This window comes from Microlunatus sp. Gsoil 973, assembly GCF_009707365.1.
Taxonomy (GTDB): domain Bacteria; phylum Actinomycetota; class Actinomycetes; order Propionibacteriales; family Propionibacteriaceae; genus Microlunatus.
The window spans coordinates 4494340-4516517 of sequence record NZ_CP046122.1; the positions used below are offsets into that span (position 1 = coordinate 4494340).

At 63.9% G+C, this 22178-nt stretch carries 21 protein-coding genes and 2 pseudogenes; 11 read left to right on the plus strand and 12 right to left on the minus strand.

Annotation, left to right across the window (positions count from 1 at the left end; translation table 11 throughout):
• Positions 1–11 precede the first annotated feature (11 nt).
• The 8 genes from GJV80_RS21085 to GJV80_RS21115 form a co-directional block, all read right to left on the minus strand.
• Positions 12–1124: an amidohydrolase family protein gene (locus tag GJV80_RS21085; protein ID WP_230207912.1), complete on the minus strand. Its 1113-nt coding sequence runs from the start codon at positions 1122–1124 to the stop codon at positions 12–14.
• A 42-nt stretch (positions 1125–1166) separates the two neighbouring features.
• Positions 1167–1973, minus strand: a complete 807-nt coding sequence (locus tag GJV80_RS21090; RefSeq protein ID WP_230207913.1) for an amidohydrolase family protein — start codon at positions 1971–1973, stop codon at positions 1167–1169.
• A complete protein-coding gene (locus tag GJV80_RS24370) occupies positions 1897–2295 on the minus strand; it encodes a hypothetical protein (protein ID WP_230207914.1) in 399 nt (132 codons plus the stop codon). The genes GJV80_RS21090 and GJV80_RS24370 overlap by 77 nt, the downstream gene beginning before the upstream one ends.
• 10 nt (positions 2296–2305) lie before the next feature.
• Positions 2306–3400, minus strand: coding sequence for an amidohydrolase family protein (locus GJV80_RS21095; RefSeq protein WP_230207915.1), 1095 nt, complete (start codon positions 3398–3400; stop codon positions 2306–2308).
• Positions 3401–3481: 81 nt separating this feature from the next.
• Positions 3482–3928, minus strand: a complete 447-nt coding sequence (locus GJV80_RS21100; protein ID WP_154689576.1) for a Rieske (2Fe-2S) protein — start codon at positions 3926–3928, stop codon at positions 3482–3484.
• A 41-nt stretch (positions 3929–3969) separates the two neighbouring features.
• Complete coding sequence (locus GJV80_RS21105) at positions 3970–4773, minus strand: carbohydrate ABC transporter permease (RefSeq protein ID WP_154689577.1); 804 nt, start codon at positions 4771–4773, stop codon at positions 3970–3972.
• A 122-nt stretch (positions 4774–4895) separates the two neighbouring features.
• Positions 4896–5834: a carbohydrate ABC transporter permease gene (locus tag GJV80_RS21110; protein WP_154689578.1), complete on the minus strand. Its 939-nt coding sequence runs from the start codon at positions 5832–5834 to the stop codon at positions 4896–4898.
• Positions 5831–7231 (minus strand): extracellular solute-binding protein, encoded by a 1401-nt coding sequence (locus tag GJV80_RS21115; RefSeq protein WP_195909050.1) that lies wholly within the window; start codon positions 7229–7231, stop codon positions 5831–5833. Before GJV80_RS21115 ends, GJV80_RS21110 begins: the two co-directional genes overlap by 4 nt.
• 425 nt (positions 7232–7656) lie before the next feature.
• Here GJV80_RS21115 and GJV80_RS21120 point away from each other — a divergent pair, with 425 nt between their 5' ends.
• On the plus strand, positions 7657–8529 hold the full coding sequence (locus tag GJV80_RS21120) for a hypothetical protein (protein WP_154689580.1): 873 nt from the start codon (positions 7657–7659) through the stop codon (positions 8527–8529).
• A gap of 138 nt (positions 8530–8667) precedes the next feature.
• Here GJV80_RS21120 and GJV80_RS24760 read toward each other — a convergent pair.
• Together GJV80_RS24760 and GJV80_RS25265 are read right to left on the minus strand one after the other, a co-directional pair.
• Positions 8668–8766 (minus strand): annotated as a pseudogene (locus GJV80_RS24760) (short-chain dehydrogenase); the annotation flags it as partial.
• A 133-nt stretch (positions 8767–8899) separates the two neighbouring features.
• A pseudogene (locus tag GJV80_RS25265) lies at positions 8900–9205 on the minus strand (SDR family NAD(P)-dependent oxidoreductase); the annotation flags it as partial.
• On the opposite strand from GJV80_RS25265, the gene GJV80_RS21130 reads away from it, so the two are divergent.
• Positions 9188–9691: a hypothetical protein gene (locus GJV80_RS21130; protein WP_154689581.1), complete on the plus strand. Its 504-nt coding sequence runs from the start codon at positions 9188–9190 to the stop codon at positions 9689–9691. The pseudogene GJV80_RS25265 and the gene GJV80_RS21130 overlap by 18 nt on opposite strands.
• Positions 9692–9736: 45 nt before the next feature.
• On the opposite strand, the gene GJV80_RS21135 is transcribed toward GJV80_RS21130, so the two are convergent.
• A complete protein-coding gene (locus GJV80_RS21135; RefSeq protein ID WP_154689582.1) occupies positions 9737–10309 on the minus strand; it encodes a GNAT family N-acetyltransferase in 573 nt (190 codons plus the stop codon).
• Positions 10310–10664: 355 nt separating this feature from the next.
• Here GJV80_RS21135 and GJV80_RS21140 point away from each other — a divergent pair, with 355 nt between their 5' ends.
• The 6 genes from GJV80_RS21140 to GJV80_RS21165 all read left to right on the plus strand — a co-directional run bounded on the left by GJV80_RS21140 (position 10665) and on the right by GJV80_RS21165 (position 17690).
• Positions 10665–12731: a peptide ABC transporter substrate-binding protein gene (locus GJV80_RS21140; RefSeq protein WP_195909052.1), complete on the plus strand. Its 2067-nt coding sequence runs from the start codon at positions 10665–10667 to the stop codon at positions 12729–12731.
• Between the two features lie 59 nt (positions 12732–12790).
• The gene (locus tag GJV80_RS21145) at positions 12791–13756 is read left to right on the plus strand and encodes an ABC transporter permease (RefSeq protein ID WP_154689584.1); all 966 of its coding nucleotides are present in this window, start codon (positions 12791–12793) and stop codon (positions 13754–13756) included.
• Between the two features lie 82 nt (positions 13757–13838).
• Positions 13839–14726: an ABC transporter permease gene (locus GJV80_RS21150; RefSeq protein ID WP_154689585.1), complete on the plus strand. Its 888-nt coding sequence runs from the start codon at positions 13839–13841 to the stop codon at positions 14724–14726.
• Complete coding sequence (locus tag GJV80_RS21155) at positions 14727–15710, plus strand: ABC transporter ATP-binding protein (protein WP_154689586.1); 984 nt, start codon at positions 14727–14729, stop codon at positions 15708–15710.
• Positions 15700–16749 carry an ABC transporter ATP-binding protein gene (locus tag GJV80_RS21160; RefSeq protein ID WP_230207916.1) on the plus strand — a complete coding sequence of 350 codons (1050 nt, stop codon included), beginning with the start codon at positions 15700–15702 and terminating at the stop codon, positions 16747–16749. The genes GJV80_RS21155 and GJV80_RS21160 overlap by 11 nt, the downstream gene beginning before the upstream one ends.
• Positions 16750–16802: 53 nt before the next feature.
• Positions 16803–17690, plus strand: coding sequence for a hypothetical protein (locus GJV80_RS21165; protein WP_154689587.1), 888 nt, complete (start codon positions 16803–16805; stop codon positions 17688–17690).
• A 25-nt stretch (positions 17691–17715) separates the two neighbouring features.
• Here GJV80_RS21165 and GJV80_RS21170 read toward each other — a convergent pair whose 3' ends face one another.
• A complete protein-coding gene (locus GJV80_RS21170; protein ID WP_195909053.1) occupies positions 17716–18498 on the minus strand; it encodes an AraC family transcriptional regulator in 783 nt (260 codons plus the stop codon).
• A gap of 273 nt (positions 18499–18771) precedes the next feature.
• Between GJV80_RS21170 and GJV80_RS21175 the strand changes: the two genes are divergently transcribed.
• From GJV80_RS21175 to GJV80_RS21185, 3 genes are all read left to right on the plus strand, one after another.
• Positions 18772–19767, plus strand: a complete 996-nt coding sequence (locus GJV80_RS21175) for a carbohydrate ABC transporter permease (RefSeq protein WP_154689589.1) — start codon at positions 18772–18774, stop codon at positions 19765–19767.
• 43 nt (positions 19768–19810) lie between these two features.
• Entirely contained in the window at positions 19811–20710 is a 900-nt protein-coding gene (locus GJV80_RS21180; RefSeq protein ID WP_154689590.1) for a carbohydrate ABC transporter permease, read from the plus strand.
• 229 nt (positions 20711–20939) lie between these two features.
• Positions 20940–22148 carry a sugar ABC transporter substrate-binding protein gene (locus tag GJV80_RS21185; RefSeq protein ID WP_154689591.1) on the plus strand — a complete coding sequence of 403 codons (1209 nt, stop codon included), beginning with the start codon at positions 20940–20942 and terminating at the stop codon, positions 22146–22148.
• Positions 22149–22178: the final 30 nt, after the last annotated feature.

Genomic DNA, 22178 nt, shown 5'->3' on the forward strand with positions numbered 1-22178 from the left:
CGGGGTGATGGTCATCGAATCTTGGTTGCCCCGGCCGGAAGCTTGTAGAACGCGCGCGCATTCTCGGTGTAGATCTTCTCCCGCTGATCTGCGGGGAGCCGCACCTGGAAGGCGTGCAGCGGGTGATCGAAGTCCCAGTGCGGGTAGTCGGTGGAGAACATCACCTTGTCGACCCCACCGAGTTGCTCGAACACCTTGTGCAGATCCGCAGGCCGGTGTGGCTCCTCGATCGGCTGGGTCGTCATCCAGAAGTGCTCCCACAGATACTCCGACGGCCGGCGAGGGACGTGCGGAACTTCGGACCGGAAGCGTTTCCAATGGGTGTCCATCCGCCAGGCGAGTGACGGCAGCCAGGCGAAGCCCCCTTCGATCAGCGCGATCCGCAGGTTCGGCACGCGCTCGAAGATTCCACTGAAGATCAGGCTCGCGACGTGGGCCTGGAACGCGGCGGACATTCCGGTGTGGTCCTCCAGGTAGAAGGAGGGCCATCCTGTCGCACTGATCGGGAAGCCTCGGACGCCGCCGCCGTAATGGATCCCGACCGGAAGATCGTGGCGCGCGGCCGTCTCATACATCTTCCAGTAGCGCCGGTCACCGAGCGGGGCAGTGCTTCGCGCGACGAGCAGCACCTGGACGAAGCCGGGATGACCTGCCAGGCGTTCGATCTCAGCGACCGCCTGTTCACTGTGCTCGGCTGGAACGATCATGCCCGCTCGTAGACGGTCTTCGGGTTCCAGCCATTCCTTGATCTGCCAGTCGTTGGTCGCGGTTGACAGCGCTGCGGAGAATTCCGGATCGAGTTGACTTCCGGCGCCGCTCAACGGGCCGAGGATTCCGTATTCGACATTCAGCGCGTCGAGGTGCTGGACCTGCATGAAGCCGAGATCGGCGCCCGGCTGGAGACCTGACGGGGGGAACGCATCCCAGCGTGCGGGTGACCCCTTGGGGTAGACGTTGCCCGAGTGCTGCCGTGAGCCGAAGGTGCGCAGGTGCCGGAGCCACCGGTTCGGCAGGTAGGGATGGAGAGAGTCGGGCGACATGACGTTGTGGATGTCGCAGTCGATGATCATCTGCTTGGCCGGCCGGCGATGGCTGGTTCGCGGTCGGGTGACTGTGTCGGTCACGGTCGGGCAACCTTCCTCGGGTGCAATAGGAGTGGTCTGTGTCTAGTTCTGATGCGTCGCGCGTGCGGGCAGCCGGTAGAACGCTCGGGCGTTCTCGGTGTAGATCTTCTCCCGCTGATCCTGCGGAATCCGGACCTGGAAGGCGTGAACGGGCGAATCGAAGTCCCAGTGCGGATAGTCGGTGGAGAACATGATCTTGTCCACTCCGCCGAGGTGGTCGAACACTGTGAGCAGGTCAGCGGCGCGATGCGGTTCCTCGATCGGCTGGGTGGTGAACCACATTCGTTCGGCGACATATTCGCTCGGTCGTCGACGTACCTGCGGCGTCTCTGACCCGAACCGGTGCCATTGCTGGTCCATGCGCCAGGTCAGGGACGGCAACCACGCGAAACCGCCCTCGATCATCGCGAACCTGAGTGCAGGCAGTTTCTCGAAGATGCCGGAGAACACCAGGCTTGCCACGTGCGCTTGGAAGGCGGTGGACATCACTGCATGGTCCTCGAGGTAGTAGGAGGGCCATCCGGCGGCAGTGACCGGAACGCCACGGGCGCCGCCGCCGAAGTGCACACCCACCGGAAGATCATGACGGGCCGCTGCCTCGTAGATCTTCCAATACCGCCGATCACCCAGCGGTGCCGACGTGCGCGCCACCAGCAGCACCTGGACGAACGCCGGATGCCCGGCTACCCGGTCGATCTCGTCGGCCGCGAGTTCCGCGTCCTCCATCGGTACGACGATCCCGCAGCGGAGGCGGGAGTCCTTCTCGTACCACTCATCGACCTGCCAATCGTTGGTCGCTCTGCACAGCGCCGCGCCGTATTCCCTGGTTGAGCTGTGCCGGGCCGCCACCCAGGCAGTTCAGGACACCGAATTCGACGCCCATCGGGTCGAGGTGCTGTTGCTGCATGAATCCAAGATCAGCGCCCGCTGCGAGGCCTGACGGCGGAGCTGCATCCGCACGGGCGGCACCCGGCGATCCCTTCGGGTAGACGGCGCCGGTGTGCTGGCGCGATCCGTACAGCCGATGATGTTGGAGCCACCGGTTGGGTAGGTACGGATCCAGCGAGGTCGGCGAAATCACGTTGTGGATGTCGCAATCGATGATCGTCAGACGGGATGGCCGGTCACGGTCCGGGGTGCGGGTCGGGTTCAGTGTGCTGGTGTTGGACACGGTCGTCCTGTCATGGAAGCCGGTAGGTGGCCAGCGCGTTGCCTGACATGATCTTGGTCAGCAGCGCATCCGACAGTCCGTGCGGCAGCGCGTCAGCGGGATCGTCGAAGTGGGCCTGCGGGTAATCGGTCGAGAACATCAGCATCTCGTCGCAGAGCAGCTGATCGATGACCTGCAGCATGAACTCGGGCGTATCGGGATGGTCAAGGGGAGCGATCGTCATCCGGATGTGATCACGCACGATCTCCGACGGTGGTCGATCGACCCAGGGCACCTCTCGACGCAGCCCTTTCCAGTCCTTGTCGAAGCGCCACAGCAATGCCGGCAACCAGGTGAAGCCGCCTTCGATGGTCACCATCTTCAGATCGGGGAACTGGACGAAGACCCCCTCGGTCACCAGGCTCAGCAGTTGCGCCTGGAAGGCCAGCGGCACGTCGACGTAGTCCTCGACGAAATAGGTCGGCCAGCCCACCGGTGTCAGGGGGTTACCGCTCAGGCCCCCTGCCTGGATGCCGACGACGAGACCCGCCCGTTGCGCTGCTTCATAGATCGGCCAGAATGCCCGGCGGCCGAGTGGCTCCCGGCTCCGCGAGGGAACCGTCACCTGGACGAACTGGCTGTGCTGTGACGCCCACTCGACCTCTCTGGCCGCGAACCCGGGATTCTGCAGCGGAAGTACGGCGGCCCCGCGGAGTCGAGGATCCCGTTCAAGGAATTCGTGGAGTTGCCACTCATTCAGAGCGCGAGCCAGCGCAGCGGCGAGGTCGTCGTTGTGCACGGAGTCGACGGCGTAGGTGCAGTTCACCAGCGCATACGTCAGATCCCATGGATCCAGAAGCTGAGCCTGCAACAGCTCCAGGCTCGAGCCCGGCGGTCCCTGTTCGGGTTTCGAGCCCGGGAGAAACATGTTCGGCGCGTTGGGCGGGTAGAGATTCGACGGCAGTCCACCCATCCCGGACTCGGTGATGTAGTCCTGCCACCGCTCAGCCAGATAGGGAAACAGTGTCTTCAGCCCGGGCAGGTTGATGTGGACATCCGTGTCGATCAGGGGATGACCGGACCATTGCTCCGGCCTGGCGAACCTTTCGATCTGCTGTGTGGTCACCGTCGGGTCTCACTTTCGTGGTGCGGACAGGCATGGCTCGGCGTCGGCAGGGTCCGGGGGTGCGCGGCGCCCAGCAGCGGTTCAGAGATTGATGATGACGTAATCACGATCCACCTCGACCTCGTAGGTCTCTCCCGCGTACGGACCGGGCTGGTAGCCGGCTGCCTGCAACTCGGGATTCTTCGCCAGGATCTCGCCGGGTTCGACACTCGTCGGGTACGCCCGGACCTTGGTCTTCGCGGGGTCGAACCAGGATTGACCGGTGGCGATCTCGAATTCCCAACCGTGCCACGGGCACCGGATGATCTCGCCGCGCATGACGTAGTCGTAGACGCCAGGTTGATCGGAGCGCACGAGTCCTGACGTCACGCCCTCGCACATCGGTCCGCCGGCATGCGGACACTTGTTGCGGATGGCATAGAAGCTGCCCTTCACATTGAAGACGCCGATCGACCGCCTGGCGATCTCGACCACCTTGCGATGGCCGGGAGGGATTTCGTCGACGGTTGCAACCACGTATTTCGGCACGTGCTATCTCCTTGTTCCGACGGCCTCGCCTGCCGTCTTCATCATTTGATCCCAGTCATCGAGATCCCTCGGGTGAAGTACTTCTGAGCGAAGACGAAGACCGCGACGGTTGGGATGATCGCCAGAGTCGCCCCCGCCATCAGCGGGCCGTACTGGGTGCTTTCGTTGGTCTGGAAGAACGCGAGGCCGACCGGGATGGTGAACTTGTCGACATCGTTCAGGTAGATCAACGGACCGAAGAAGTCGTTCCAGACGTTGACGAAGGTCAGCACCGCGAGCGTCGCAAGGGCCGGTTTCGACAGCGGCAGGATGATCTGGAAGAAGATCCGGAAGTGGCTCGCACCATCCACCAGCGCCGCCTCGTCGTACTCCTTGGGGATCGACATGAAGAACTGGCGAAGCAGGAACGTGCCGAAGGTGTTGGCGACGATCGGCGGCACGATCAACGGAAAATGCGTGTTGATCAGTCCGGCCTTGACGTAGGCGGAGTACAGCGGCAGCACCATCAACATGTCCGGGATCATCAATGATGCCAGGAGCATTGCGAAGGCGGCATCCCTGCCACGGAACTGCAGTCTGGCGAACCCGTAGGCTCCCAACGCGCAGACGAACAGGCGACCGATGATCACCAGAACGGTGATGTAGGCGCTGTTGCCGAGGAACCGGACGAAGGGCAGGATGCCGTTGCTGACCAGGTAGGTGTAGTTCTCGACCGTGAAGGGACGGGGGATGAGCCGGGGGGTCAGGCTGATCACGTCCGTCGGGTCCTTGAAGGAACTCGACACCATCCAGACGAACGGGCCGACCGCGACCGCAGCGACCACGATGCAGCCGAGGTAGGTCATGGTCGATGAGAGCAGGCGGCTCGACCGGACTCCTAGCCGTGCGGGTCCACTGCCGACTGATGCCCGATCAGCCGGATCCCGACCCGCGGCACGTCCTACGGTCGCCTGTGCCTCGTTCACGCTCACTGGTAGAACACCCACTTCCTGGACAGCCGGCTCTGCAACCAGGTGATCGCGACGAGGACCACGAAGAGCAGGATCGCCAGCGCCGAGGCGTAACCCATCTTTCGCAGCGTGAATGCCTCGTACCACAAGTGGTAGATGTACACGTAGGTGGCGTCGCCCGGCCCACCGCTGGTCATCACCATGATCAGGGCGAACACCTGGAACGAGCCGATCGTCTGCAGGATCAGGAGCAGAAAGATCGTCGGTGTCAGAAACGGGATCGTGACGTGTATGAACCGGGCGAACCGACCCGCACCATCGAGGGTCGCCGCCTCGATCAGCGTCTCCGGGACGCCTTGCAGGCCGGCCAGCACAACGATCATGTTGAAGCCCATGTTCGCCCAGATGGCGGTGATGATCACGGCTGCCATCGCCGAACCCGGCTGGCCGAGCCAGTGCGGTCCAGTGATGCCGACCGCGGCCAGTAACCCGTTGATGACTCCGTACTGATCGCTGAAGACCCACCGGGCGACGATGCCGACCGCAACGAGTGAGGTGACGTAGGGAAGGAAGATCAGAGCCCTGAACACCGGCATCCCCGGCAGGCGGTTGTTGACCAGTACGGCCAGGCCGATCCCGATCGCGATGCCGACCGGTACATAGCCGATGGTGTAGACGATCGTGTTGATCAGGCTGCGAGAGAACAGCGGGTCGGCCCCGCTGAACATCTCCTGGTAGTTCCCCAGCCCGATGAAGTGCGGCGCGGTCAGGCCGTTCCAGTCCGCGAAGCTCGTCACGAGCGTCGGAATGATCGGGAGGACATTGAAGATCAACGTCCCCAGCACCACCGGCCCGATGAACATCCAGCCGCGCACTGTGGTTCGTCCGAGCGCTCGGCGACGAGCCCCTGGCTGCACGACGACGGATGGACGGTCGACGGCGCGTTCAATGATCATTGCAGGACCCTGGTGTCGGGATCGGTCAGCGCCCCTCCCTTCTCGAGCAGCTCCTTGCCTTTGCTGACGTTCCAGCCGCGCTTCCTGATCTCCGCGTTGACGGCGGCACGGCCCTTCCTGATGTAGTCAGCGGTGGGCAACTTGCCGCTCATCAAGCCGTCGGCGTTCACGCCCTCGACGAACGAATCGGCGAGCGCGGTGCCGATCGGGCCACGCGGGAACGGAATGTCCACCGGGCGCCCGTTCACCTTGCCCAGGGTCTCGGCCCACACCTTGGGCGTCGCCGGGTAGGGGTGATCAGTGAACGCGGCACTCTCGGCCGATTCGGTCAGCGCCGGAACCGCGAACTGCGACTTCGCCATCACATCCTGGGCGGCCTTGCCGCAGAGGGCCTTCAGGGCCTGGTAGGCGGCCTCGGGAGCCTTCGACGCCTTGGGGATCACCCAGGTCCTGGCGTAGTTCTTGGTCATCGCGAACAGTGGTGTCTTCGGCCAGGGCATGATGTCCCACTCGATGTCCTTGCTGATCTGAGCTCCGAGGTCCATGCCCTGCCAGGTCATCGCGAGCTTTCCGCCGTTGAACAGCGGGAGGAAGTCGACGTCGACGGTCGGCGCGTACCCTTCGCGAATGTAGGAGATCTGCTTGTCGATGGCCTCCAGCGTCGCCGGCTTGGCGTAACCGCACTCGGTCTGGTCCTCGTTGAGGGCTGTGTCACCCGCACCGTAGGCAGTGGCTTGGATCGTGTTCACGGCGAACTGCAGGCCGTAGACATCGGTGCGGCCGCCCTCCTTCTTCGTCAGCCTCTTGACCGCAGCGTCGAATTGATCCCAGCTCCAGGCGTCGTCCCAGGACGTGGGCGCCTCGATGCCGGCGGCCGCGAAGAGCTTCTTGTTGTAATACAGCACGTTGGCGCTCATCCCCGGCGTGACGGAGAACTGGTACCCCTCCACGGCGACCTTGCTGGCGAACGTCGGACTGTACTTGGAGAGATCAAAGCCGGTGCTCTTGTCGCTCATCCACTTGTCGAGCTGGTGGATCTTTCCGCTCGTGGCCAGGTCGTAGACCCGGTCGTCGTCGATACGTTGGATGTCTGCCGTGGTGCCGGAGCTGAACTGCAACATCACACTCGCCCAGTCGTCACCCGGCGCAGGCTTCCAAATGATCTTGATCCGCTGGTCGTCCAGACTTTCCTTCTGGGCAGCGGCGATCATGTCCTGGAACATCTTCTGTGACGTGGTGTCACCGATGGAGCTGAAGGTGACCCCGGTCCAGCCGCGAGGGACGCTCGAGGCACTGGTGCCGCAGGCGGCGAGCGTTCCGGCCGAGACTCCTGCGGCGGCCAACCCCAAGCCGCCCTGCAGTAGTCGCCGACGAGTGATAGCAGCCCCGGAACCCATGCTGATGTCTCCTTCGACACGCGGTTCGCCCGGAGCATGGGGCGCGGAGGCCACTGCAAGCTGCGAGCCAAAGATATTCCGTCCGCCACAGTCTCGGCCCGCGCGTCGACAACTGTCAAGTACTATCCGGAACTTAAGTTTCAATTGGTGAAACCAACGCCGCCCCATGCGGATCTGCCGGCAGGGCCGGCTCTCGCGGTGAGGCCCGTCCTGTGGAGACGCGCCGGACAGAGGCTGGTCAACCAGCACCCGCACAAGCCGATCTTGTGGGACGATTCAGCAGGCAGTCTCGGGAGCGGGGGATCTGATGACAATACGCAGGGCTTTGGCGACGATGGGTGCGGCAGGGATGCTGTGCGCGGCGGTGGCGGTTGCCCCGGCGACGGGGGGCACCGGTCACCAGGATCGTGAATACGGTGCGGGACGTGTCCTGCGTGTTCGAGACGGTGCAGGGTGACTTGATCTTCTTCACCGCCGGAGGGTCCACACTGGAGGGCGGCTCGGGTTCGTCGATGTTCGTCGAGACGCCGGACTTCGAACTGGTCCTCGACGGTCAGGGCGGTACCGCCGATTTCGCGGATACCACGCTGACCGCGTCAGTACCGCTGGTGGACGTTGCGAGCCAGCAACCGGCCGGCTCGGCAACCGTCGTCGCCGACCGGATCAGGCTGGGGCAGCCGACCACCGAAGAGATTCGGGAACGGAGCGGCAACAGCTGGACCACCGGCACCCTGACGACGACGGATTACCGACTCCACGTCACGTCGGTGATCGTTCCCGGCTACGACGTGCTGCTCGACGGCAATGACTGCACAGGGCAGGATCTCGCCTTCGACGTCAAGACCACGAACCCGACCGCGCAGATCTATTCGTCGGTCGACTTCGGCTCGGACATCTGTGATCTCGACGGCCTACCCGACGGACAGGTCCGGCTGACCGGGCAGCCGAAGCGGCCGTTCTTCGAGGTTGTCATCGACGACGGGTCGACGCCGCTGAAGGCCAGTGGCGATCTTGAGCTCAAGGGCCGGAGCGGGAGCGCGACAGCCGAGTTGATCGATCTGACCACGGAACAACCGGTCGCCGAGCTGTCCATCACCGTGGAACTGGAGAAGATCGGACGTGCCGAGCGCGACGCCCAGACCGATGGTCGCGTGACCGAGCGAATGACCAGGGTCCCCTACCGCGCAACGATCACCGTGAGCACCAGTGACCGACGATCCGGTCGCGCCGACTGCTTCGCCGAGGAGTCGCAGACCAAGATCATCGTTCGTCCAGAGTCTGTGGCCGGCCGGCCGTAGACAGTTGCGCTCTCGCGCCCTGTTGTCTAGGCCGCCAGCGGCTTCGAACTCGCTGCTGTAGTCAGCGACTGGGCACGGATCCCCGACAGACACGAGCGCTATCGGGGACCACAATGCCCGTGCATCGCCGGTTGGAGTTCAGACGGCGATGCGTCCGCCGTCCACCGGCACCACGGCGCCGTGGACCCAGCTGGCAGATCCCGATGCCAGGAAGCTCACCGCGGCGGCGATCTCCTCTCAGTGCTCTCGTGGGTAGGCCCGAACGGGTACACCCGGGCGTTGTTGGCCAGGATGTCGATCTTGCCGCGACCTCGACAGCCCGTCGGGCCAGCTCCCGCGCCGTCTGCTCGTCGTTGAGTCGAGTGGCGACGAAGTCGGCCCTGCCTCCGTCAGCGCGGATCTCGTCACCGACCCGGCTGCCCCGGATCCCCTCCCGCCCGGTGAAGACGACGTGGGCTCCGAGTCGGGCCAGTTGAACGGCAACGGCCCGTCCGATGCCGCTGTTACCGCCCGTCACCAGGGCGGATCTTCCGGTGAGTTCTGAACTCATGATCATCCTTTCGCAGTTCTGATTGCGTCGATCCAACGTTCCACCCGAATTGCCGGTGGCGTTCCTCCCGAGGTCGTGGCGGTCCTTCGCCGAACCTCGCCGGGAGTCGTGATCGAGCCCAGCCATCGGTCGACGGCGAACCAGTGGGTGTCGCTGCGCCTGGCCGGCGAGCAGGAGACCATCGGTCTGGCGCAACTCGGCGGTCTCAGCTGGAACGGATTTCCGCGCTCCGACCCGCCCTCGTGGCATGATCACGTCTCCGCGACATTGAAAGCCCACGAGATACGCCTGTCGATGAGTGATCCCGATGATCATCGGCCGGTCACTCGGGAGGTCAAACTCGCCGCCGTCGGCGACGGCACGCGCTTCGCGCTGGCCGCTCCCGGGATCCCTCTTCCCGCCGGGTTGCGGTGGCATCGTTTGGCCGGCCGTCCGTTGGCGCGCCGTACCTGGGCCGTTTGGCCTGCGGCGTCACGCAGTGCGGCTCTTGCCGCAGTTGTCGCTGCGCCGGAGCTTCGTCTATCCGATCTGCCATGCCTGACCGACGAGATCGGCCGATCCGATGGGAAGGGCGGCGCGTACCTTCGAGGCGATCGAGCACATCGTCGGTAAGTGGACTATCGGACCCAGACCTATCCCGTCGCCTCGCTCGACACGTCACCCATGCGGGTCAGCCGGGAGCATTCCCGGTCGCGGTGTGGCGGGGAGCAGCTGGGTGATGTCCTTGGTCAGCCAGATGATCAAGGAATGGTCGATGAGCACCACCTGCCCCTCGCGCAGCGGTTCACGTCCCCGGCACGCGCCCCTGCCGTCGGGCAGGTAACCGCGCTGGGCGTACAGCCGCTGCGCGGGGCCGTACTCGTCGAACAGGCCGACGGTGATCCCGATGGCCCGGCGGCCGCGGCGAGCCGCCGAAAGTTCCGCGGCGTCCAAAAGGGCAGTTCCGATGCCCTTGCGTCGAAAGTGTGGTTCGACCATTAGTTGGTGAATGAGAGGGATCTTGCGATCGGCGAACGCTGGATTGTTCGAGGTCCAACGCACGGTGATGAGGCCGGCGATCCGGCCGCTGATTCTGGCCGTGAGCGTGGTCCCCTGACCGTTGGTGTGGTCGGCCACGTGCTGTTCGGCGCCAGCGCGGTCTCCGCTCACCCACGCCTCGAGGAAGTCAAGCACGGCGCCGCGTTGCGGGTCCGTCCGAAAGTCGGTGATCGCCAAAGCACTGCGAGCCATGGCTTCAGGGTGGCCCGGACGCGACCGGCAGCGCAACCGATCGGATCCGGGCTGGCGCGTGGAGGCGCAGGCGTAGCGGGCCAGCGCCGAAAGTTTCGAAAATATGCCGAAAGTTGAGAAGGGTCTTGTGCCGGGGCCGGTTGTCGGCGGTAGTGTTCGGGCTCAGTTCCTCATCGGAACTACATTGACTTGTTAGTCACCCTATTTTTGGTGTTGAAGCGACCGTCAAAGTCGACGTCCTTCAGCGGTGGCGCTTTCAGCGTCTTCCGCCGGGCTGTCGACCCCCCGGCCATCAATACCGAATATGCCGCGCCTGGGCCATCGCCGCCCCTGTCGCAGAAAGGTTCGGTCGAAGATGAAGAGAAGGCGCCCGCCCCTTCTGATCGCGATCGCGTCGCTCAGCCTCCTGCTTGCCGCCTGTCATCCGGGGAAATCCGACTCCGGGGCGAACGGGCAGATCAAGTCCTCGCCGCAGTCAGAGATCACCATCGGTGTCGGTCAGACCGGGAACGCGATCTCAACGCTCGACCCGTCCCAATGGGGTGCGCAGATCCTGATCGACCAGGGCACGGTGATGGAGGGTCTGTACGGCTACGGCACCGACGGCAAGCTGGTTCCCAAGATCGCCACCCATTACAAGACGTCCAAGGACGGCAGGGTCTGGACCTTCTACCTGCGCAAGGACGCCAAGTGGTCCAACGGCAAGCCGGTGACCGCCAACGACTTCTACTACTCGTGGATGCGCACCGCATCGCCCAAGAACGCCAATGACGCGCTCTGGGCCAGCGTGATGACCTATGTCAACAACGCCTGGACCTATCACGCCGGCGGTGTCGGAGAGAAGGAGGTCGGCGTCAAGGTCGTCAACGACTACGAGATCCGGCTGACCCTGACCTCTCCGCACAACATCCTCGGCGCCATGGCCATCTCGGGCTCGATGCCGCTGTACGGCCCGTCGGTCGACGCTAGCCCGGACAAGTGGTTCATGCCGGAGAACTTCGTCGGCAACGGTCCGTACGTCGTCAAGTCGTTCGTGCCGAACGGCAAGATCACGTTGGAGAAGAACCTGAAGTACGTCGGCGCACCCGGCCAGACCAACGTCGGCAACATCAAGACGATCAACGTCATCCCGACGCCGAACGTCCCGGTTCCGGACTTCTTGGCCAAGAAGCTCAGTGCCGCCGTCATCCAGCAGCCGGCGGACTACAAGTACGTCATGACTCATCCCGACCTCAAGGCCCTCCTGCACTCCCAGGCCGACAACATCGTCACCTACCTGGAGTGGGACAAGTCGGTCGAGGCCTCACCGCTGGACGACATCAAGGTGCGTCAGGCGGTCGGGATGGCCATCAACCGGAAGCCGATCGTCGAGAACGTCCTCAACGGACTCGGCGGTGTCACCTCGACCTTCGGGTTCCCGGGTTGGCCGACCAACGACATGCAGCACCCGCTGCCGGAGGACCTGAACAAGGCCAAGAGTCTGCTCGCCGAAGCCGGCTACCCGGGCGGCAAGGGCATACCAACGCTGTACCTCTACTGCCGGACCGCGGCCGACGACCCGACCGGCATTCCGGTGGCCGAGGCCATCCAGCAGGAGCTGAAGGAAGGCCTGGGCATCCAGACCAAGATCGTGCCGCAGCCGTCGACCATCTACGGCAACATCACCTGGGGCGGCATCAACCCTGACGTCCATCCGGGCTACGTGATCGGCGGCGGTACGCCGAACTGGAACGACTTCACCAGCCTGCCGATCCAGGCCAACCAGCAGATCCTGTTCCACGGCACGCAGGGCACGATCGAGTACCGCAAGCACGCGGCCAACTACTACCTGCCCAAGTACGACCCGAATGACGTCGCTCAGTTGGGCAATCCCGACGACAAGAAGGCCGGGACGACGCAGGCGGACTGGGACAGGCTCGACAAGGCGGCCAAGGGTTACATCGCCTACCTCGACGAGTGGACCAAGCAGCAGCCCGAGGACTATCAGAAGGTACTGGTCATCCCCGGCGCGGCGACCAACGCCGACCAATGGGACAACTACACCAAGGCTTGGAAGGACGCCAAGAAGCCGGCGGACAAGCACGACGCGTGGGTGGCAGCCTGGAAGTTCGTCGGGAACTGGAGTGCGGGCAACGGCGGCGCGAACGTCGGACTCAGCGGCCAGGCGTGGGACAACAAGCACATGAGCCAGGACTGGCATGACGCCGTGATGTGGAACGCCGAGCTGAACGCCGCGATCGATCAGAACAAGGCGAACGAGTTGACCGCCAACATCGACAACTACGTGCTGAACAACGGCTACGGAGTGCCGCTGTACTACGCCAAGACGTTCTACCTGTCGCAGCCGGGACTCACCGGCATCCAGGCCAACCCGTGGTCGTGGGGTGGGCTGTTCCAGCTCCAGTACGCCACCTGGAAATAAGTGAATGGCTCGGGTGCCACGGACCAGCACAAGCACAGTCGGAAAGGTCAGGTGGCGGCGTGGGCGTCGCGAAGTTCCTAGGTAAGCGCCTCGTCGCGCTGGTCGTCACGATCGCGGTCGTGCTGGCCGTGGCGTACCTGCTGATGTACGCAGCTCCCGGGTCGTTCTTCAACTCGACTAACATCGGGGCGAGCCTCGGGCAGCTGCGGCTTCAGAATCCGGAGCTCTACCGGCAATACGTCCAGCAGTTCGAGAGCCGGTACGGGTTGGACCAGCCGTTGTGGGCACAGACCCTGAAGTACGTCTGGCATTCGTTGACGTTCGACTTCGGCACGTCGTTCGCCAACCCGTCGGTGCCGATCATGCATCAGCTGCGCAGCGCCTTCCCGATCAGCGCCATCCTGGCGATCGGGTCGATAGTGCTGTCGATCGTGATCGGCATCCCGCTCGGGGTGGTTGCGGCGCTCAAGCGCAACACGTGGCTCGACTCGACGCTGACCACGCTCTCGGTCGCCGGCCAGGCCATCCCGTCCTACGTGCTGGCCGTGCTCATGGTGCTGCTCTTCGGGGTCGCCATGCCGGGCGTCGTTCCGATCAACGGCTGGGGTACCGCCGGAGAGGCGATTCTGCCGATCGTCGCGCTCTCGGCCGGCAACGTCGGGGTGATCACCCGCTACATGCGCGGCTCGTTGATCGAGGTGCTCCGGCAGGAGTATGTGCGGACCGCCGAGGCCAAAGGCGTTCCGCGGTTCAAGGTCATCACCCGCCATGCGATGCGCAACTCACTGACCGCACTGATCACCGTGGTCGGGCCGACATTCGCCTTCACGGTGGTCAGCACGGTCTGGGTCGAGCAGATCTTCTCGATCCCGGGCATGGGCAACCTGATGGGGTCGGCGTTCCCGACCAAGGACGTACCCCTGTCGATCACGTCGATCTACATCCTGTCGTTGATGGTGATGGGGATGAACCTGGTCGTCGACGTGCTCTACCGGGCCTTCGACCCGCGGGTGGCGCTGGAGTGACGAAAGCAATGCCAAGAGGTTGGCCGACCCGAGGCCGGACGATCGGATCTGGAGAACAAGAGAGAGTGACACAACCGTGGCAGTGACAGAGCTCGCGCTCGGAGTGGTCGGGGATGAGCCGTTCCGGCGCACCTCCCAGGCTCAGCTCGCTTGGCGGCGGTACCGGCGCAACTGGCTGCCGGTCGCCGGGGGTGTATGGGTGTTGATCTTCGTGCTCGCCGGCATCTTCGGCCCGTGGGTGGCACCGCATCACTACACCGACACCGACTTCCTCAACGCCAACCAGGGGCCATCCTGGGAGTTCCCGATGGGGACCGACGGGCTGGGCCACGACATGTTCAGCCAGATCCTCTGGAGCATCCGCAATGCCCTGGAGATCGCCGTCGGCGCCACCGCGGTGAGTTTCGTGATCGGCTGCGTACTTGGGTTGTGGGCCGGCTTGCGGGGTGGTCTCGCCGATCAGGCGATCATGCGCGTGGTGGACTTCATGTTCGCCTTCCCCAGCTACTTCCTCAACCTGATCCTTGTGGTGACTCTCGGCCGGGGCATGTTCCCGATCTTGATCGCCATCGGTATCACCGGCTGGGCCTCCTACGCCCGGCTGATCAGGGGCCTGGTGCTCAACATGCGCAACGGGGAGATGGTTGAGGCTGCTCGGTCGCTCGGCGCGACGTGGCCGCACATAGCCCGCAGGTATCTGCTGCCCAACGTGCTGAGCAGCATGCTGGTGGCGCTGGCGTTCGGGATCCCCGCGGACCTGGTGATCATGGCCGCGCTCAGCCTGGTCGGCCTCGGTCTGCTGCCACCGCTGCCCAGCTTCGGCAACCTGATCGCCCAGGCCGGCCCGAACGTACTCGGATACCCCTGGCTGCTCTACTTCCCGGCCGGGATCTTCGCACTGACGCTGCTGTCGTTCCTGTTCGTTGCCGACGGGCTGCAGGAAGCGTTCGATCCCAAGGGAGGATCATAAATGGCTGACGACCTGCTGACGGTCGAGAACCTGCAGACCAGATTCCGTCGCGCCGACGAGACGATCTACGCCGTCAACGGTGTGAGTTTCTCGGTGGCACCGGGCGAAACGCTCGGCATCGTCGGGGAGAGTGGCTCCGGCAAGTCGGTTTCGCTGCTGTCAACGCTCGGGTTGGTGCGCGGTGCCCGGTCGGTGACCGGGTCGGCCAGATTCATGGGCACGGAATTGCTCAAGTTGCGGCGCAAGCAGCTCGAGGACATCCGAGGTCGCGACATCGGAGTGATCTTCCAGGACCCGATGACCAGCCTCAACCCGACGATGCGCATCGGCGACCAGATCATGGAAGCGATGATCACCCACCAGTACACCAACCGGCGGGGTGCCTTCGCGCGGACCCTGGAACTGCTGGACAAGGTGGGCATTCCCGAACCCCGGGCGCGGTTCAAGAGCTACCCGCACGAGTTCTCCGGCGGGATGAGGCAGCGGGCCATGATCGCCATGGCGATCGCCTGCGAGCCGCAACTGTTGATCGCCGACGAGGCGACGACCGCGGTTGACGTGACCGTCCAGGCGCAGATCCTCGCGCTGCTGGACGATCTCCGCCAGGAGCGGAAGATGAGCATCATCCTGATCACCCACGACTTCGGGGTAGCCACCAACTTCTGCGATCGGATCGTCGTGCTGTACGCCGGCAAGGTGATGGAGAGCGCCCGCCTGGAGGAGTTCCTTGTTCGTCCGGCACACCCGTACACACTCGGGCTGAAGGCCTCGGTGATCGAGGTCGGTCAGCGTGGCCGGGACCTTGTGCCGGTCCCGGGCATGGCGACCACCGTGACCGAGCCACCCAGCAGCTGTCCGTTCGCCCCGCGGTGCAGCATGGCCGTCGAACGTTGTCACCGGGAGGTACCCCCATTGCGGTCCATGGGCCAGGGTCACGCCGTGGCGTGCCACCGCGCAGAAGAGGTGATGGCTCGTGCCAGCTGATCCGTTGTTGCAGGTCGAGTCGGTCTCCAAGCGGTTCAAGGTCGGCGGGCGGATGCTGCGTGCCGTCGAGTCGGTGTCGTTCGAGGTGTCGGCGGGGCAGACCCTGGGAGTCGTCGGGGAGAGCGGATCGGGCAAGTCGACGCTCGGCCGGGTGGCCTTGCGGCTGCTTCCCGCTGACTCCGGACGGGTGCTGTTCGACGGGCAGGATCTGGCGGATCTGAACCCGAAGGAACTGCGGTCCGTTCGTCGGCGAATGCAGATGATCTTCCAGAATCCGCTGGCCAGCCTGAATCCGCGGATGACCATCGGCGCCGCGATCGAGGATGCGATGATCATCCAGAAGAGCGGCGGATCGGCCAATGCCCGGCGAGCGCGGGTCGGTGATCTGCTGGAGCGGGTCGGCCTGCCCCGGTCGGCCGCCGATGCCCACCCGTTCGAACTGTCCGGCGGTCAGCAGCAGCGAGTCGGCATCGCGCGGGCCCTGGCGCTTTCGCCCGGGCTGGTGGTCTGCGACGAGCCGGTCTCTGCGGTCGACGTCTCGATCCAGGTGCAGATCATCGAACTGCTGAAGGAGTTGCAGCAGGAGCTGGGCATGGCGTACATGTTCATCTCCCACAACCTGGCCGTCGTCCAATATCTCAGCGACATGGTGCTGGTGCTCTATCTGGGTCAGGTGGTCGAGCAGGCGCCCGCCGACCAATTGTTCGACGCGCCGCGGCATCCGTACACCAAGGCACTGATCGATTCGGTGTTGACGATTCCGAAGAGTGCCGCCGATCGACGGCTCATCCGGCCGCCGCGGGGTGAGATCCCCTCGCCGCTGTCGCCACCCAGCGGTTGCCCGTATCACCCGCGTTGCCCGATCGCGACCAGCAAGTGTCGGGAGGAGAAGCCGGCGCTGCGCGCGGTGGGCCAAGGACGATTGGCTGCCTGTCATTATCCGCTCGCCGACACCGGTGCGCCCGCTCTCGTCAGCGTCGACGCAGGGGAGGAGGCGCTCAAGCCGAGCGAGCGTGCGACGTCGGAGATCGGCGCCTGATGGCACTCCGGGTTGTCCCAGCACACATGTACTAGTTGGAAGAAGGCTGACCCTTGAAGTACGAAGTCCTCGACGCAACCCAGCGCGAGCAGTTTCTTGATCAAGGATTCGTTCGTGTCGACAACTGCTTCACTCCCGAAGCGGCTGCCGAGTACACCTCCGAGATCTGGACCCGCCTCGGCTACAGCCCGGATGATCAGTCCACCTGGGCCGAATCGTCGATCCACATGCCGACCCATCACACGTTCGACGTCAAGACGTTCGCGCCGAAGGCCTGGCAGGCCGCCTGCGAGCTGGTCGGCGGCGAGGATCGGGTGAAGCAGCCGTACACCTGGGGCGACGGCTTCATCGTCAACCTGTACGAGGGGGCCGATCGGCCCTGGGAGGATGCCTCATCCAAGGCGCCCGGTTGGCACAAGGACGGTGACTTCTTCCGGCACTTCCTGGACTCGCCCGAACAAGGTCTGCTCACCCTGGTGCTGTGGTCGGAGGTCAAGCATCAGGGCGGCGCGACGTTCGTTGCCACCGATTCGGTGGGACACGTGGCCCGATTCCTGGCCCAGCATCCCGAAGGCGTGCTGCCGAACGCATTCTCAGCGGCGGGATTGATCAACCAGTGTGTTGGCTTCGCGGAGGCGACCGGCGAGGTCGGCACCGTCTATCTGCTGCACCCATACATCCTGCATGCCAAGGCACAGAACGTGACCCGGACGCCGCGCTACATCACGAATCCGCCGATCCAGTTGCGCGAGCCGATGCGGTTCGACCGGGAGGACCCGTCCGATCACTCTTTGGTTGAGCAGGCGGTCCTCCGCGCGCTCGGCACCGAGCGCTACCACTTCGAGGCGTCCCACCCCCGAGAGGCGATCGTGCCGGCTCGGGTCAGGGCGCAGCAGGCGAGGAAGGAAGAGGAGCTCCGCCGGCTGCAGTCGACGAACTGAAGGTTCTGGCCTTCACTTCGATTCCTCACCGCGACACGTCCAACCGGAGTTTGACCTGTCGCGGTCCCGGCGGAAGCCGAACCTCGGCGAGATTGCGCCGACGGTACTCCAGCGGTGTCACGCCGTGGTGACGGGTGAATTCGTTGGAAAGGTGGCTCTGGTCGTAGAAGCCTGTCTGGTGGGCAATGGCAGACAGCGGCAGGTCAGTGGTGCAGAGCAGCTCGTCGACCGCCATCAGCCGGACCGACCGGAGGTAGCGGTGTGGCGTCGTCCCGAAATGCTTCTTGAACTGTCGGTTGAAGTAGCTCGGTGACATGCCCGCGGCGGAGGCGAGCTCCTGGATGTCAAGCTTGCGCTGGTACGCCTCGGCCATCAGCTCGATGGCCGGTGTCAACGGGAGCAGGCCGTCGCGGACGCTGTGCGCCGGCCGCAGACTGCGGATCACGCCTGCAATCCCGACGATCGCACCGCCCTGTCGTAATGGCCATTTCGTCGTCGCGAACCAGTCGAACGACCCGTTGACGTTGCGCACGAGTTCGACGAGCTCCACGATCCGCTCTCCGTGCTGCAGGATCCGCTCGTCGTAACGTCGGTAGTGATCGACCAGGTGGGGCGGTGAGAGGTCCTCGTCGCGTAGCCCGATGACCTGGCGCGGACTGCGGTATCCAAGATGATGGACGAGAGCGTCGGTGCAGAGCACGAACCGGCGCTCCTGATCCTTCACGAAGTACAGAACCCCGAGCTCATTCATCGCGTCCAGCCCTGCCCCGTGCAAGAGGTCGAAACTCTGGTCGATCGTGACAGCCATAGTGTGGTCACCAAATTTCCATGAACAACAGGGTTGGGTCCAGGCTTGACATCGATCGAGCGGCGCCTGACATTGCGAGAATATAACGAAGAACATCGCTGAACGTTGTTGCTCCGCGCTTCAGGCCCTTGCCGAAGCCGTGACCTTGGGGCTCGTTTTTTCCAATATCTGTACTGTGATTTGCAAGCTTGTCATCGCCGCGTTCGGTGATAGTTGCAGGACAGCGTTGCCCGCCGAAGGCGCGGGCACGTACCGACCAAGGCTGAGAAGACGATGACGTTGACTCGCGAAACCAAGGGCCAGACCGGTCATCGGTTGCGGAGGCGCCGGATGGCCCGGAGCCACGACAGTGCCACTCCGGTCGGCCCGTCCCCACGGCGCCGGATGACGCGTGCGGGCCGCAAGGAAGCCGTTGCCGGATACGCCTTCCTGCTGCCGAACTTTCTCGGGTTCCTGGCCTTCAGCCTGATCCCGATCGGATTCTGCATCTGGCTGACTTTCACCAAGTGGAATCTTGTCCTGCCGCCGCAGGCGAACGGCCTGCAGAACTACCGAGACATGGTCAGCGACAGGCTCTTCTGGAAGACGCTGTGGAACAGCGTCTACTACACGGTGGGCGCAGTTCCAGCCGGCATCTTCATCGCATTCTGGCTCGCACTGCTGTTGAACCGCGGTATGCGTGGTGTCCGCATCTTCCGGACCGTCTACTTCCTCCCCTATGTGACGCTCACCGTCGCAATCGCCATCGTGTGGTCCTGGATCTACAACCCTGATCTGGGCCTCTTGAACTTCCTGCTTGGCAAGATCGGCATCAACGGGCCGGCCTGGTTGCAGGACCCGAACTGGGCTATGCCGGCGATCATCATCATGAGCAATTGGAAGGGCATCGGTTATCCGATGCTGATCTTCCTCGCCGCCCTGCAGGGAGTCCCCGAGGAGTATTACGAGTCGGCGCGACTGGACGGGGCGAGCTGGCTGCAGCAGATCCGCCATGTGACCGTGCCCGGTGTCGCGCCGGCAACCTTCTACGTCGTGGTGATCTCGTTCATCGGGGCGATGCAGGGCTTCGACCAGTTCTATGTCATGACCCAGGGCGGTCCGGCGTACGCCACCACCACCATCGTCATGTACATCTATCAACAGGGATTCCAGTGGTTCAACATGGGATACGCCGCAACCCTTGCGGTCGCCCTGTTCTTCCTGATTGCGGTCGTCACCGCACTGATCTGGCGCAGCCAGGCACGTAGTGCTGCGCTGACGGCGAACTGACGACTTCGGCCACCTTGATCATCAACTGACACAGGGAGACGTCGTGGCAACCACAGTCGAGCCGACACACTCAGTCCGGCTCACCGAGCCGCGGCCACGCGTGCGAAGCATGCGGCGGCGGCGACTGGTCGGCGACATCATCGCAATCATCGGCGCGTCGATCATCGGCGTGATCTTCGCCATGCCGTTCCTCTGGATGGTCTCCAGCTCGTTGAAAGACATCTCCGAGATATACGGATTCCCACCGAAGTTCATTCCGGAGGCCTTCAAGTGGTCCAACTACGTCGACGCCTGGCGGGCGCTGCCGTTCAAGACCTTCTTCCTGAACAGCATCTTCGTCTCCGTGCTGACCACCCTCGGCGCCGTGTTGACCTGTTCGCTGGCCGGTTACTCATTTGCCAGGCTCCGGTACCCCGGCCGCGACAAGATCTTCCTTGCCTACCTGGCAACGATGATGATTCCGTTCCCGGTGCTCATGGTTCCGTTGTTCGTGATCATGAAGAACCTGGGGCTGATCGACACGCTGTGGTCGCTCATCCTCCCCGCCATCTTCACTCCCGCCGGCACCTTCCTGATGCGGCAGTTCATTCTCACGCTCCCTCGGGAGCTCGAAGAAGCTGCGCGGGTGGACGGCTGCGGATTCTTCGGCGTCTACTGGCGGATCGTCCTGCCGCTGATGAAGCCGGTGATCGCGACCCTGGCGATCTTCACCTTCCTCGGGTCATGGAACGAGTTCCTGTGGCCATTGATCTCGATCAGTTCCATCGATCACAAGACCCTGCCCCTCGGCCTGACGATGTTCCAATCACGCATCGCCGGCCGCACGCCCTGGAACCAGGTGATGGCCAGCGCAACCTTCACCATCGTCCCGGTTCTCGTGTTGTTCGTTCTAGGCCAGAAGTACTACGTCAAAGGAATCGTCACGACCGGCCTCAAAGGCTGACACCGGCACAATCCCATCTCTCGCGCTCATCGCTGATCGTCATCGAGGAGACTCACCATGCCATACATCCCTCATCCGTCCTCCGGACTGAGCCGCCGCCGTCTGCTCGGTGGATCGGCGGCATTGGTCGGCGGACTCGCAGCATCACCATTCCTCGCCGCCTGCAGCGGAGAGAAGAACTCACCAGGTCCCGGGGGCAAGGGAAACCGACACCGGGCCATGGAAGGCAATGACCTGGGAGGGCAAGCAGGAGATGGAGAAGTGGAACCTCCACATCTCCAACTTCTTCAAGAAGTATCCCGATATGAAGCCGTCTGTGGACTACGGGATCGACTGGGACACCTACTGGACCAAGCTCCAGACAACGGTCGCCGGCGGCGCTCCTCCGGATATGGCCTGGATGCACGACACCCGCGTCCACCTCTTCGCGTCGCAAGGCCTTCTCGAACCGTTGGACGACTATCTGAAGAGCGATGTGCCCCAGGGATGGCCGGGCGAGTTCTTCCCGTCCCAGGTGCAAGGCTTCCAGTACGACGGCAAGCAATACGGCTTCCCGTACGACTGGGCGACCTCGGGCCTCTACATCAACCTCGACTGGCTGGAGGACGCCGGTGTCGATGTGCCAACCGAGGAGTGGACCTACGACCAGCTGATCCAGGCCGCGGTCAAGCTGACCGAGCACGCCGGCAAGTCCGGCAAGGCGTGGGGAGTTTCATTGCCCACCGACTCCGGCTTCGCGCACCAGGTGATCAAGGCCTACGGCGGCGACTACGTGACCGGCGACGACCTGACGATGCACTTCACCGAGCCGGGCACGGTCAACGGGTTCCAGCTGCTCTACGACGCGATCTGGAAACTCCACGTGATGCCGAACCCTGATCAGATCAAGGCGGCGACCGGAGGCACCGGCGACACCGTGGCCTTCTTCTCCAGCGGAAAGGTCGCAATCCTGCACTCGCTCAACGACGCGGCGTTCGCCGTGGACGAGCTCGTCAAGGGCAAGTTCCGATGGACGGTGGCGCCGATGCCGACGGGGCCGGCAGGACGCTTCCAGGGCGTCGGTGGATCGGCGTTCTCGATCCCGAAGGGATCACCACATCCGGATCTCACGTACAAGTTCATCAAGTACACGCTGAGTGACCCGGCGAACCTCCCGGTCACCGCGAAGATGGGTTCGATGTTCGTGTCGAACACCAAGTACGCCCAGTACGGCGTTCCCGACAAGAAGGTGCTTGACCCGGACGTCTACACCCATACCTTCTTCGACCTCGGCAAGGCGAACTCCGACCGGCCGCTGTATTGGCCGGCGTACGGCCGCTGGGATCAGTCCGTCTACAACAAGAACATGGACAACCTCTGGTCCAACCAGACCTCCGATGTGGCGAAAACGCTTGCCCAGGTGCAGACGGAAACGGAGCCGTTGCTGCAGATGCACTGACGCCGTGTCAATCATCGAACCACCAACCCG